This window comes from Actinoplanes lobatus (assembly GCF_014205215.1).
GTDB lineage: Bacteria > Actinomycetota > Actinomycetes > Mycobacteriales > Micromonosporaceae > Actinoplanes > Actinoplanes lobatus.
Window position 1 is genome coordinate 4,291,693 of the sequence record NZ_JACHNC010000001.1, and the last position, 12,591, is coordinate 4,304,283.

12 protein-coding genes are annotated in these 12,591 nt (G+C 71.1%); 3 read left to right on the top strand and 9 right to left on the bottom strand.

Features of this window, described 5'->3' with window-relative positions:
- Positions 1-33: 33 nt before the first annotated feature.
- The 3 genes from BJ964_RS19925 to BJ964_RS19935 are packed head-to-tail and all read right to left on the bottom strand — an operon-like array spanning position 34 to position 2,574.
- Complete coding sequence (locus BJ964_RS19925; protein WP_188122065.1) at positions 34-756, bottom strand: SDR family NAD(P)-dependent oxidoreductase; 723 nt, start codon at positions 754-756, stop codon at positions 34-36.
- Positions 753-1,580 carry a fumarylacetoacetate hydrolase family protein gene (locus tag BJ964_RS19930; protein ID WP_456049054.1) on the bottom strand — a complete coding sequence of 276 codons (828 nt, stop codon included), beginning with the start codon at positions 1,578-1,580 and terminating at the stop codon, positions 753-755. Before BJ964_RS19930 ends, BJ964_RS19925 begins: the two co-directional genes overlap by 4 nt.
- 16 nt (positions 1,581-1,596) lie before the next feature.
- Positions 1,597-2,574 carry an aldo/keto reductase gene (locus BJ964_RS19935; protein WP_229807029.1) on the bottom strand — a complete coding sequence of 326 codons (978 nt, stop codon included), beginning with the start codon at positions 2,572-2,574 and terminating at the stop codon, positions 1,597-1,599.
- 92 nt (positions 2,575-2,666) lie between these two features.
- On the opposite strand from BJ964_RS19935, the gene BJ964_RS19940 reads away from it, so the two are divergent.
- The gene (locus BJ964_RS19940) at positions 2,667-3,398 is read left to right on the top strand and encodes a sulfite exporter TauE/SafE family protein (protein ID WP_188122068.1); all 732 of its coding nucleotides are present in this window, start codon (positions 2,667-2,669) and stop codon (positions 3,396-3,398) included.
- Positions 3,399-4,670: 1,272 nt separating this feature from the next.
- On the opposite strand, the gene BJ964_RS19945 is transcribed toward BJ964_RS19940, so the two are convergent.
- The 6 genes from BJ964_RS19945 to BJ964_RS19970 all read right to left on the bottom strand — a co-directional run bounded on the left by BJ964_RS19945 (position 4,671) and on the right by BJ964_RS19970 (position 10,631).
- Positions 4,671-5,627 (bottom strand): TIGR03885 family FMN-dependent LLM class oxidoreductase, encoded by a 957-nt coding sequence (locus tag BJ964_RS19945; protein ID WP_188122069.1) that lies wholly within the window; start codon positions 5,625-5,627, stop codon positions 4,671-4,673.
- Between the two features lie 17 nt (positions 5,628-5,644).
- On the bottom strand, positions 5,645-6,808 hold the full coding sequence (locus tag BJ964_RS19950; protein WP_188122070.1) for a monooxygenase: 1,164 nt from the start codon (positions 6,806-6,808) through the stop codon (positions 5,645-5,647).
- Between the two features lie 103 nt (positions 6,809-6,911).
- Positions 6,912-7,343 (bottom strand): HAAS signaling domain-containing protein, encoded by a 432-nt coding sequence (locus BJ964_RS19955; RefSeq protein ID WP_188122071.1) that lies wholly within the window; start codon positions 7,341-7,343, stop codon positions 6,912-6,914.
- Positions 7,343-7,684: a PadR family transcriptional regulator gene (locus BJ964_RS19960; RefSeq protein ID WP_188122072.1), complete on the bottom strand. Its 342-nt coding sequence runs from the start codon at positions 7,682-7,684 to the stop codon at positions 7,343-7,345. The genes BJ964_RS19955 and BJ964_RS19960 overlap by 1 nt, the downstream gene beginning before the upstream one ends.
- A gap of 71 nt (positions 7,685-7,755) precedes the next feature.
- The gene (locus BJ964_RS19965) at positions 7,756-9,201 is read right to left on the bottom strand and encodes a glycoside hydrolase family 43 protein (RefSeq protein ID WP_188122073.1); all 1,446 of its coding nucleotides are present in this window, start codon (positions 9,199-9,201) and stop codon (positions 7,756-7,758) included.
- Between the two features lie 80 nt (positions 9,202-9,281).
- The gene (locus BJ964_RS19970) at positions 9,282-10,631 is read right to left on the bottom strand and encodes an L-serine ammonia-lyase (RefSeq protein WP_229807364.1); all 1,350 of its coding nucleotides are present in this window, start codon (positions 10,629-10,631) and stop codon (positions 9,282-9,284) included.
- A 126-nt stretch (positions 10,632-10,757) separates the two neighbouring features.
- Between BJ964_RS19970 and BJ964_RS19975 the strand changes: the two genes are divergently transcribed.
- On the top strand, positions 10,758-11,069 hold the full coding sequence (locus BJ964_RS19975) for a PadR family transcriptional regulator (RefSeq protein WP_183217945.1): 312 nt from the start codon (positions 10,758-10,760) through the stop codon (positions 11,067-11,069).
- 151 nt (positions 11,070-11,220) lie between these two features.
- On the top strand, positions 11,221-12,588 hold the full coding sequence (locus BJ964_RS19980) for a hypothetical protein (RefSeq protein ID WP_188122074.1): 1,368 nt from the start codon (positions 11,221-11,223) through the stop codon (positions 12,586-12,588).
- Positions 12,589-12,591: the final 3 nt, after the last annotated feature.

Sequence of the window (12,591 nt, forward strand, 5' to 3'; positions counted from 1 at the left end):
TTCGGCCGGCAACCGGCCGAACCCCACCCACAGCTATCGGGGCAGTCGCAGGCCGGACATGCCGCCGTCGACCGCCAGGGACATCCCGGTGGTCGCGCCGGCCGCCGGGCCCGCCAGATAGAGGATCGCGTCGGCCACCTCGTCCGCGGTGACCAGCCGCCCGGTCGGCTGCCGGGCGGCCAGCCGCGCCTTCTCACCCTCCGGATCATCGGTACGCGCGAGCAGCCGCCCCACCCACGGCGTGTCCACCGTGCCCGGCGCGACGCAGCACACCCGGATCCCCTCGCCCACCAGGTCGGCGGCCATCGCCAGGGTGAGCGCGTGCACCGCGCCCTTGGACGCCGAGTAGAGCGCCCGCTGCATCAGCCCCGCGGTGGCGGCGATCGACGACAGGTTGACGATCGCCGCGTGCCGGCTGCGCCGCAGGTACGGCAGCGCGGCCCGGCTGGCCCGTGCCACCCCGGTCACGTTGACGTCCAGCACCCGCGCCCACTCGTCGTCGCCGTTGCCCTCGACCGGCCCGACCGAGCTGATCCCGGCGCTGTTGACCAGGATGTCGATGCTTCCGTGGGTGGCGGCGATCTCGGCCATAGCCGCCTCCAGGGAGGCTCCGTCCCGTACGTCGGCCGGAACGATGCCCGGCCCGGGGGTCAGGTCGACGGCGGCGACCTTCGCGCCCGCCTCGGTGAACCGTCGCACGCAGGCCGCCCCGATCCCGGAGCCGCCGCCGGTGACCACGGCGACCAGGCCGTTCACCCCTTCACCCCGCTGCGCTGCCGGCCCAGCCCGTCGATCTCGGTCTCCACCACGTCACCCGGCCGCAGGTACGGGAACCGCCCGGACAGGGCCACCCCCTGCGGCGTCCCGGTGTTGATCAGGTCCCCCGGTTCGAGGACGGTGAACTGGGACAGGTGCCAGATCAGGAACCCGACGTCGAAGATCATGTCGGCGGTGCTGGAGTCCTGCCGGGGATCGCCGTTCACCCACGACCGCAGCCGCAGCGGGAAGGTCAGCTCCTCCGGCGTGACGAGCCACGGCCCGAGCGGGTTGAACGTCTCGCACGACTTGCCCTTGGACCACTGCCCGCCGGAGCGCTCCAGCTGGTACTCGCGCTCGGAGACGTCGTTGACCACCACGTACCCGGCCACGCAGGCCATCGCCTCGGACGGGGAGGCCAGATAGCGGGCGGTCCGGCCGATCACCACGCCCAGTTCGACCTCCCAGTCGGTACGCGTGGACCCCGGCGGCAGCAGGATGTCGTCCTCCGGCCCGACCACGGTGTTCGGCGCCTTGTAGAAGATGATCGGCTCGTCCGGCGGCGCGGCGCCCGACTCGGCGGCGTGGGCCGCGTAGTTCTGCCCGACACAGAGGATCACCCCCGGCCGGGCGATCGGTGGGCCGACCCGTCCACCGTCCACGTAGGCCGGGGGCAGCGCGGCCGGATCGCCCTGGTAGCCGCCGGACGCCAGGAACGGGGCGTCGATGTCGGCGGTCACCGAGGACAGGTCGTAGAGCGCTCCCCCTGAGGACAGGATCGGGCGTTCCGCGCCGGGTGGGCCCACCCGCAGGTATCTCAACACAGCTCCCATCGCTTGTTCACGGCACCGGCACCTCGGGGTCGAGCAACCACGCGGCGACCAGGTCACGCCAGAGACCGCCGGGGATCTTCACCGACGCCATCGCCGCGGCGTCCGCGGCCTCCTCCGGCGAGCGCATGCCGACCAGCACCGACGCGACCGCCGGGTGGCCGAGCGGGAACTGCAGGGCCGCGGCGCGCAGGGGTACGTCGTACCGGTCGCAGAGCCGCTCCATGGCCTGCGCGCGGGCGATCACGTTGGGAGCGGCGGGCCGGTAGTCGTAGGTGGCGCCCGGCACCGGATCGGCCAGCACACCCGAGTTGTAGACGCCGCCGACGATCACCGAGACGCCGCGCCGCTCGCACTCCGGCAGCAGGTCGGCCAGCCCGGACTGGTCCAGCAGCGAATAGCGCCCGGCCAGCAGGAAACAGTCGAACTGGCCGGTCCGGGCGAACGCGGTGAGCATCGCCGACCGGTTCATCCCGGCGGACACGGCCCCGATCACGCCCTCCCGCCGCAGCCGCACCAGGGCCGGCAGCGCCTCGCCGGCGGCCGCCTCGAAGTGGTCGTCCGGATCGTGCAGATGCAGCACGTCGATCCGGTCCACGCCCAGGCGTTCCCGGCTCTCGTGCAACGACGCGTACACCCCATCGGCGGAGAAGTCCCAGGTCAGCACGGTCTCGCCGGCCTCGGCCCAGATGTCGGCCGGATCCGGGCGGCCGGGCGTCAGGCGGCGGCCGACCTTCGTGGCGAGCGTGTAGCCGTCGCGCGAGTGCTCCCGCAGGGCGGTGCCGGCCCGCCGTTCGGAGAGGCCCGCGCCGTACAGCGGGGCGGTGTCGAAGAACCGCACTCCCCGCTGCCAGGCCTCGTCGACGGCGGCCACCCCGGTCCGGTCGCCGACCGCCGAATACAGGCCGCCGATCGGCGCCAGCCCCATGCCGAGCCGGGTGACGGTGACATCGGTGCCGCCCAGCGGCACCCTCGCGAACGGATCCACGGAACGGGTCCTCTCGTAGATCCGACGGGACCTACCGAACTGTTTAATGCTTGTCGATGCGGTAGTCAAACACCGACATAGAGTCATGTTCCGTGAACAGTTCGATGATCTTGGGGGCGGCCGGCATCCTCGCCGCGGCCGCCCTGGCACAGGCGGCCACCGGTTTCGGCTTCTCCCTGCTGGCGGTTCCCCTCCTGGGACTGGTGGCCGGACCGGTGGACGCGGTCGTCGGCTCGTCCGTGCTGGCCTGCCTCATCAACGCGGTCGCGGTGGCCCGCGACCACGGCGCGGTACGGTGGCGGACCGCCCGCACCGTGCTCGCCGCCGGCCTGGCCGGGCTGCCGTTCGGGCTGCTGCTGCTCACCGTTCTCCCGGCCCGGTCGCTGACCGTCCTGATCGCGTTCTGCGTGCTCGCCGGCGCCGCCGCCATCTGGCGTGGCCTGCGGATCCGCGGCGGCCGGGCCGCCATGCTGACCTCCGGGTTCGTCTCCGGCCTGCTGACCACGGCGACCGGCGTCAACGGCCCGCCGATGGCCGCCGCGTTCAGCGCCATGGGCCTGCCGCCCCGGCAGTTCCGGGCCACCCTCGCCGCCATCTTCATGGTGGTCGGCCCGCTCGGTGTCGCCGGGTTCGTGCTGGCCGGCCAGTTCACCACCCGGGCCGGCGTGATCGCGCTGGCCGGGCTGCCCGCGGTCGTGGGCGGCTGGTGGGCCGGTGACCGGCTCTTCGCCCGGCTCACCGACCCGGACCTGTTCCGCCGGGTGGTGCTGGCCGCGCTGTGCGTGGCATCGCTGATCACCCTGGCCCGGGCCGTGACGGCCTGACTCTCATGACCGGGCGCCCGTCTGTGGTCGAGGTCCGCGTTCCCCTTCCGCTTCTTTCCCGGTACGCGTGACGTCGTCCCGCCTCACCTGTCCCGTCCCGCCCGGTCGGCACGCGCTTGCTGCCCGCTCCCGCCTGTGCCGCCCCCGCCGGGCGTAGATCGGTGGCCAGGCCGGCCCCCTCTTTCGCCGCCGGTCACGGCCGGGGCGCCGGCTCCCACCCTCGGCGGACCGGGTCACGCTGGGCGGTTGGTTGCGGTGGTGCTGGCCAGGCACCCGGGTTGCCGCTCTCGGCCGTTGCGCCGGTCGCTGTGGGCGGTTGGTTGCGGTGGTGCTGGCCAGGCACCCGGGTTGCCGCTCTCGGCCGTTGCGCCGGTCACGGTGATCGTCATCCGCGGTCCCGTCGGGGCCGGCGGCCGCACACGCAAGTCGCCGCATGTGCGGGCACCACCGTTATAGGGCAGGTAGGCGACCACGACATCGCCAGCGTGTGCGCCAACCCCCGCCCATCGCAGTGACGGCCGTCCACCCGACGGCTTTCGTGCCCGCTCACCCCACAAACCCGCCTGGCCGACACTCCGTGTAAGCGAGGGGCCCCGCCCACCGGCCCTTGTGGAGGATCGAGATGGGCGGAACGGCACCGATGTTCCACGCGCCTCCACGCACTCACCGCCATGCTCACGGTGGGTGACTCTCGGTGGATTCCCGTGGCGCGACCGGCGTCAAGCGCCACCAACCACTCGGCGTGACCGGCGTGACGGTCGGGAGCAGCAGCCCGGTTGCCTGGCGATCACTACCGCAACCACCCGCCTGGCGTGACTGGTGTGACGGTCGGGAGTAGTGGCTTGGGTGCCTGGCGATCACTACCGCAACCACCCGCCTGGCGTGACTGGTGTGACGGTCGGGAGTAGTGGCTTGGGTGCCTGGCGATCACTACCGCAACCACCCGCCTGGCGTGACTGGTGTGACGGTCGGGAGTAGTGGCTTGGGTGCCTGGCGATCACTACCGCAACCACCCGCCTGGCGTGACTGGCGTGACGGCCGGGAGTAGCGGCTCGGGTGCCTGGCGATCACAACCGCTACCGCCCGCCCGGCGCGACCGACGGCACTGGAGGGAGTCGCCCGGGCACCGATCTACGCCCGGCGGGCGCGGCAAAGGCCGGAGTGGGCAGCAAGATCGCGCCGACCGGACGGAACGGGACAGATGAGGCGGGACGACGTCACGCGTACCGGGAAAGAAGCGGAAGCGAAACGCGGACCTCGACCACGAAGGATCTAGCGCAGACCGGGCAGGACCTTCGCGCCGAACGTCTCGATGAACGGCATCAGGTCCTGACCCACGTGGTGCAGGTAGATGCGGTCGAAACCGAGATCGGCGTACCCGCGCAGCAGTTCGGTGTGCCGGCCGAGGTCGGCGGAGATGTTCACGACCCGTGCCACCCGGTCGACCGTCACGTGCTCGGAGACCACGTCGAACTCCTCGGCGGTGGCCAGATCCCAGCAGACCGGCGGGTCGAAACAGTTGCTCCGCCACTGGTCGAGGGCGATCGCCTCGGCCTCCGTCTCGGTCGGCGCCCAGCTCAGGTGCACCTGGAGGCAGAGCGGACCGCGCCCGCCGGCCGCCCGGTACGCCGCGATCATCTCGCGCAGGTGCGGCTCCGGGGCGTTGACCGTGACCAGCCCGTCGGCCCATTCCGCGCACCAGCGGGCGGTCGCCACGCTGACCGCCGCGCCGATCAGTGAGGGCGGCGTCGATGGGTGGGTCCACAGTCGCGCCCGGTCGACGGTGACCAGCCCGTCCCGGGACACCTCCGCGCCGCCGAGCAGGTCGCGGATGACGTCGGCGCACTCGCGCAGCCGGGCGTTGCGGACCTCCTTGCGCGGCCACTTCCCGCCGGTGATGTGCTCGTTGCTGAACTCGCCGCTGCCCAGCGCCGCCCAGAACCGGCCGGGGAACATGCTGCCCAGGGTGCCGATCGCCTGCGCGATGATCGCCGGGTGGTAGCGCTGGCCGGGCGCGGTCACCACCCCGAACGACAGGTTCGTGGCCTGGAGCGCGGCGCCCAGCCAGGACCAGGCGAAACCCGACTGGCCCTGGCGGGCGCTCCACGGCGAGAAGTGGTCGGAACACATCGCGGCACCGAACCCGGCGCGTTCGGCGGCGACGACCGCCTCCAGGAGCGCGCCGGGTGGGATCTGCTCGTGTGAGGCGTGGATGCCGTACTCCGTCATGGGAGTACCGGTACCCACTATTCCGGCGCGACGACCAGGATTCCCAGGCACATCTCGTCGCTGGTGCCCTCGCCCCACACCACGTACCGGGAGGGCAGCGACTGCAACTGCGGGAGCTGCTTGCGCAGCGTGGCGTCGTGGGTGCAGGTCACCCGGACCACGTCACCCTTGGCGATCTTCAAGGGCTTCTTCAGCGGTACGAGCGCCTGGCCGTCGAAGTTGTATTCCGGCACGTCGAGGACCGTCTGGGCGTTGGCCGTGCCCGGGTTCAGCTCGACCTTGATCGACCGGCCCAGCAGATGCATGTGCCCGGCCGCCATGTACACCGTGCCGCCCTGCTCGATCGGCTGGTCACAGCTCTGGGTGGTGCCGGGTTTCGGGGCGCCGCCCTGGTTGCACCACTGGTTGAGCTGGTGCACCGTCTCGGCGGACTCCGGCCCGAACCGCTTGGCGACGTCGGCGATCGCGGCCTCCCGGTCGCACAGCGGGCCGGTGCCGCCGGGCTCGCAGGGCAGCTCGATCGGCGCCATGACCAGGCCGGTGGCCAGCGGCTTCAGCTTCGCGCCGGCGGCCGACAGGCGCATCTGCATGCCGGACGTGTCGGATCCCGGCCCGCCGTCGCCGGCGCCCAGCAGGTTGTAGTGGACCTGCATGACCAGCTTGCTGCCGGGCGGCATCGCGAAGCCGAAACCGTCCGGCATCAGGGTCTCGCCGGCGCCCGGCGCCCAGTGCGCCACCCAGGCGGTCTCGCCCTGCACCCCGCTGTCGCCGAAGCAGGTCCAGCCCTCGCCGGGCGCCTCGGCGTCCACCGACGCGGCCGCCTTGGCCTGCTCCGGGTCGAGCCGGTAGAAGATCGCGTGGTGCACGATCGCCGCGTTCTGCGGCAGGAACCGGCTGCCGGTCAGGTAGGCCGGTTCGGTCAGCCCCGGGTCGACGAGGAAGCACCGGTACTCGTCGGTGCCGCCGTTCGGCGCGGCCGGAGTGTACGGCTGGGTCAGGCCCACCTCGACGAACCGCTCGCCCTCCCGCAGTGGGGTGGGCGGCGGCGCCGAACCGGAGCTGTGCCCGGTGTGCGGGGCGGACGGCGGTGGCGCCGCCACCGGCTCGGGCTCGGAGCCGCACGCGGCGAGCAGCAGCACACCGGCGAGCGCGGTGACGACGGCGGGACGGGCGAACCTCATGGCGGGCCTCCCTCGGCCAGGCGACGAGATGCGCCCAATCCTTCCAAGCGTCAGTACGCCTCGCATATCCGTGGGAACCCGGAGGATACCCACGAATCGATCATCAGGGTCCGGGCGAGACCTCGACCGCGGTGGGTGCCGGGTACACCGGCGCTTTGTCCACCCCGCCGTCGGACCGGACCGCGAACATGACGAAACCGCAGAACAGGATCACGGTGCCGATCACTGCCGCCACGATGGTCAGGACCAGCCAGGGGAACCGGCGCCGGGGAGCGGCCGCATACAGCGGGGCGGCGGGCACCCGGGGCAGGTCGGTCTGGGTGTCGGCGGCCGCCACGATGCTCTCCGGGTCGCCGAGGCGGTCCAGGATCGTACGGATGTCGGCCTCGGTCTCCGCCCCGGACTCGGCCCGCGCGATGTCGATGTGCTCGCGCAGGTCGGCGAGCAGTTCCTCGCGCCGCCCGGCGGGCAGGCCGGCCGCGGCCCGCTCGACCCGGGCCAGGTAGTCGGTGACCAGTTGGTCGGTCTGGGTCATTACTTGCTCTCCGTTCCCAGGATGCGGTCGACGCCGCTGCGGAAGGCGACCCACTCGGTGCGGAAGTGGGTGAGAGCCGCCTCGCCGTCCGATGTGAGGGTGTAGTAGCGCCGGGGCGGCCCGGCGGGCGCCTCGCGCCAGGTGGTCGCGATCCTCCCGTTGCGCCGCAGGCGGGACAGCAGGGGATACATCGTCCCCTCGCTGGTGGACATGCCGAGGGAACCACTGAGTTGCTGCACCAACTCGACGCCGTAGAGCTCGCGCTTGTCGAGGAGGGCGAGCACGCAGTACTCAATGGTGCCCCGGCGCAGGGCTGTGGTCAGCGCCGCGTCATCGCTCATGCAGACAAGGTACCTTGCGCCGCAAGGTAAGTGCCAGAGAGAAAGGGGGCCGGGCGGCCCCCTTTCGGCAATCAGCTGGTGATGCGGAACGTGGCGTCGGCCTTCTCGGTGGTGGTGCTGATCGGGTCGACCCTCAGCAGATAGTTGTAGTGCCGCAGGTAGCGGGTCGGGTAGTTGTACGACTGGAACGACGACCAGGTGCTGTCCGCCAGCCCGGCCACCTGCTTGAACGTCGCGTCCGCGGCGAACGTGGTGGTGCCGTCGTTCGCGGCCAGCTGCCCGTCGTAGGCGTAGTGCCGCAGGTAGTAGCCGGGGTAGTTGACCGACTCGAAGGAGACGTAACCGGAGCTGTTCGCCAGGCCCGGCACGATCCGGAACTGCGAGTCCAGCAGCGGGCTCACGTTGGCGTCGATCCGTACGTCGAAGTTGGAGTGCCGCACGTACCGGGTCTGGTTGTTGTACGACTGGATCCGCTTCAGGGTCGTCGTGCCGCTGCCCCACTTGGCCAGCACCCGGGACTCCTCGGCGGCGGTCAGGTTCATGATCGAGCCGTGCCGCTTCTTGGTGGTGCCCAGGCTGTAGTCGGTACGGGTGGCGAAGTTCGCGGTGCTGCCCAGGTTCGTGGAGCGCACCGGCATGTACCCGCGGCCGGTCGCGTACTGGTCGACCCACAGGTGCCACTCGCTGGCGCCGTTGGTCTGCGCCCACATCGGGCCCTCGACCACGTTGCCGCCGGTGGCGCCGTTGGAGATGCCGAGGTGCTGGAGGTCGCCGATCTTCGTCCAGGTGCCGAGGATCGTGTTGCTGCCCTCGATCGTGATCTGCCCGTCGGCCGAGGCCCGGTAGTAGCGGTAGCCGCCCAGGCTGCTCGCCACCTCGATGATCTGGGTGTCGATGATGCCCTGGCCGGTGCCCCGGTCGATGTAGAGCTGCGGGGCCGTGACGGTCCGGAAGTCGCTGGTCCGCACGTACCAGATCCGGTGCTTGGTCACACCGTTGAGCAGGGAGTTGGTGGCCCAGTAGATGACGTAGTCGTTGGTGGCCGGGTTCCAGATGGCCTCCGGCGCCCACGCGTCACCGGCGCCGGAGATGCCGCCGGCCACGTTGATCAGCCGGGGCACCGACCAGTTGACCAGGTCAGAGGACTCCCAGACGACCAGGTTCACGCTGCCCTTGCTGGACGCGTCACCCCACGAGGTGCCGCTGGCGATGCGCAGGTCGGTGGCGATGATCCAGTACTTGTCGCCGTTGGGGGAGCGGACGATCGCGGGGTCGCGGACGCCCTTGGTGCCGACCGTGGAGAGCAGCACCGGGCCGCCGCCGTTGAGGTCGGTCCAGTTGCGGCCGTCCTTGCTGTGCGCCAGGTAGATCTGTTCGCCCTGGCTGGACTCCCCGATGAAGTGGGCCATCAGGTAGCCGGTGAACGGGTCGAGGGCGCTGGCCGGAGCGGCCAGGCCGGTGAGGAGGAGGACGAGGGTGGCGAGGAACGTGCTGATGCGGGTGAGGACTCTGGGCATCAGATCTCCGAAAATGTTAGCGCTAACGCTACGGGGGAATGTTTCGAAGTGTTGATGCCCGTAACTTCGTTGTCAAGAAGTCAGCACTCGGTGACGTTGACGGCCAGACCGCCGCGGGCCGTCTCCTTGTACTTGTCCTTCATGTCGGCGCCGGTCTCCTTCATGGTCTTGATGACCTTGTCGAGGGAGACGTGGTGGCGGCCGTCGCCGCGCAGCGCCATCTTGGCGGCGGTGACGGCCTTGACCGCGGCCATGCCGTTGCGCTCGATGCACGGGATCTGTACGAGGCCGCCGACCGGGTCGCAGGTGAGGCCCAGGTTGTGTTCCATGCCGATCTCGGCGGCGTTCTCCACCTGCTCCGGGGTGCCGCCGAGCACCTCGGCCAGGCCGGCCGCGGCCATCGCGCACGCCGAGCCCACCTCGCCCTGACAGCCCACCTCGGCGCCGGAGATGCTGGCGTTGCGCTTGAACAGCAGGCCGATCGCGCCGGCCGTCAGCAGGTAGCGGACCACGCCCTCCTTGTCCGCGCCGGGCACGAAGTCCAGGTAGTAGCGCAGCACGGCCGGGATGATGCCGGCCGCGCCGTTGGTGGGGGCGGTCACCACCCGGCCGCCGGCCGCGTTCTCCTCGTTCACCGCCATGGCGTAGACGGTCAGCCACTCCATCGCGACCTCGGGCGGCTCACCGGCGACCCGCAGCTGGCGGGCCGTGGTGGCGGCCCGGCGGCGCACCTTGAGGCCGCCGGGCAGCACGCCCTCGGCGTCCAGGCCCGCGTCGACGCAGTCCCGCATCACCTGCCAGATGTCCAGCAGGCCCGACTTGATCTCCGACTCGGTGCGCAGCGTCTCCTCGTTCGCCAGCATCAGCCGGGGGATCGACAGGCCGGTGGTCCGGGTCAGCGCCAGGAGTTCGGCCGCCGAGGAGAACGGGTACGGGACCGGGCCGCGCGTCTCCCGTACCGCCGCATGGTCTTCCTGGACCACGAAGCCGCCGCCGACCGAGAAACAGGTCTCGGCGAGCAGCTCCGCGCCGTCGGCGCCGAAGGCGGTGAAGCGCATGGCGTTGGGGTGACCGGGCAGGGTCCGGCGGCGGTGCAGGACCAGCTCGACGTCGATCTCCCGCTCCCGTAGCAGCCGCAGCCGGCCGTCGGCGCGGATCCGGGCGGCCCGCGCGTCCGCCGAGATCACGTCCACCGTCTCGGGGGTGTCGCCTTCCAGGCCCAGGAGAACCGCCTTCGGCGTCCCGTGGCCGTGGCCGGTCGCGCCGAGCGAGCCGAACATTTCGGCACGGACACTCCGGATGTCCGGAATGTCGGCCAGGCGGCCGGCGAAGAGACGGGCCGCCCGCATCGGGCCGACAGTGTGCGAGCTGGACGGGCCGATGCCCACTGAGAACAGGTCGAAGACGGAGATGTGCTGGTCGAAGCTCACGATGCACTCCTTCGGGCGTCGCGGGCGGGGGATGAGGCTGCCGATGGGACTGGTTACGTGAGCGGCCACCGCAGGGTTCAGAAGGGCAGCTCTTGACCCTATGTAGAGTTTCGATAGAGTGACCGGATGCGGATCACGATTCCAACCGCGCGAATCCTCGCCGCGCTGCTCGCCGACCCGGGTGCCGACCGGTACGGTCTCGAGCTCATGCAGGTCACCGGGCTGGCCAGCGGCAGCCTCTACCCGATCCTGCACCGCCTCCAGGAGGCCGGCTGGGTCGAGGCCCGGTGGGAGGAGATCGACCCGGCCGAGCAGGGCCGCCCGGCCCGCCGGTTCTACCGCCTCACCGCGGACGGCGCAGTCGACGCCCGCCGGGCCCTCGCCGAATTGCACGCCGGGACCAGCGTTCCGGGCAAGCCGGCGCTCGGCCTGTCCTGATTCGCTTTCTTTCTTATTTGGTCGCATCTATATGAGCAGGTAGATGCGACTTTGATCGAGGGAGAAAAACGGGTAATGTCTTTCGGCGCGCCGCATTGGCGTGCATTTAAGACGCCCCTAAGAAAAACTTAAAACAATCGAGGAAAAGGACATGCTCAACCGTCGCCTGATAGCGGTCACAACCGCGATCGTGGCCGTGCTCGCGGTCGGCGCCTGCTCGACTCCGGCAGAGGAGGAGGAGGCCGCCGCCGGCACGCCTGTGGCGGCAACCTCGTCCTCCTCCGCAGGGGCCTCGGTCGCGGCCTCCGCACCGACCGCCGCGGCCCCGAGCGCGGCCGCCCCGAGCGCCACGGTGAAGACCGCCGGCGCCTGCGCCCGGAAGGTCTCCGCCAAGCCGGTCGCAGGAGTCACCACGGTCAAGCTTCCCGCCAAGGTGGTCGGGTACGGCGGCGAGGGCGACACCGAGAAGCTGCCGATGGCCATCGCGGCCCGCCCCGACGGCGGCTCCTGGCTCGCCTGGCTCGGCACCGACGGCAAGGTCCATCTCGGCAGACTCGGCTGCGACGACAAGCTGACCGGCGCCACCACCAGCTTCACCGGCATCGACCTCCAGGACGTCCAGGCCGACGCGAACGGCGGGGTCCTCCTGCTCACCCGCAAGGGCGCCTGCGGCAGCGGCCCGCTCTGCGGCGGCGAGTCCAGCCCGTGCAACACCATGCACATGATCCGCTTCGACAACAACGGCAAGCTGGTCTGGGAACGCCAGGTCACCAACCTGACCGGCGGCCGCACCGGGTACGACGACGGCGCCCGCTTCATCTGGTGGTACCAGCACCACGGCCGCCTCGCCACCAACGGCTCCGACTGGGCGGCCTACTTCGGGGTGGCGATCACCGTCAAGAACGGCAACTGCGTCGACGTGCACGAGGGCGACCGGATGCAGGTGGTCAACAAGGCCGGCAAGCTGGTCAGCGGGCACAAGGACGCCTTCGAGGTCGGGTGCAGCCACGCCTGGACGTCCCGGATCGTCTGGGACCCGCGTACCAAACGGTTCGTCACGGTCTGCGCCACCGACAACGACTGCCGGATCGCCCAGCCCGGCCCGTACCGTACGGTGGCGGCCGGCACCTGCGACGGCACCCTCTTCGGCGGCGACCTGGTCCTCGCCAAGTCCAAGGGCTACTGGACCGCGTGGAGCCAGGGCGGCGGCGTCCGCCTCGAGAAGTTCACCACCGGCAGGTCCACGAGCACCGTCCGGACCGGGATCTCGTCGGCCCATCCGCACCTGGTCTCCTACGGCCCGAACCGGATGCTCCTCTCCTGGCAGTCCGGCTCGTCGATGGGCGCGCAGGTCTACGACGCCGGGACCGGCAAGGCGGTCGGCGGCCGCCTGTCGATCGCCGTGAAGGACCACGCCTACCAGGCCTTCAAGCCGTACAGCGACGGCAGCGCCGCCTATCCGGCCACCGGCGGCTCCAGCGACACGATCAAGATCGCCCGGGTGCTGCCCCAGGCCTGACCA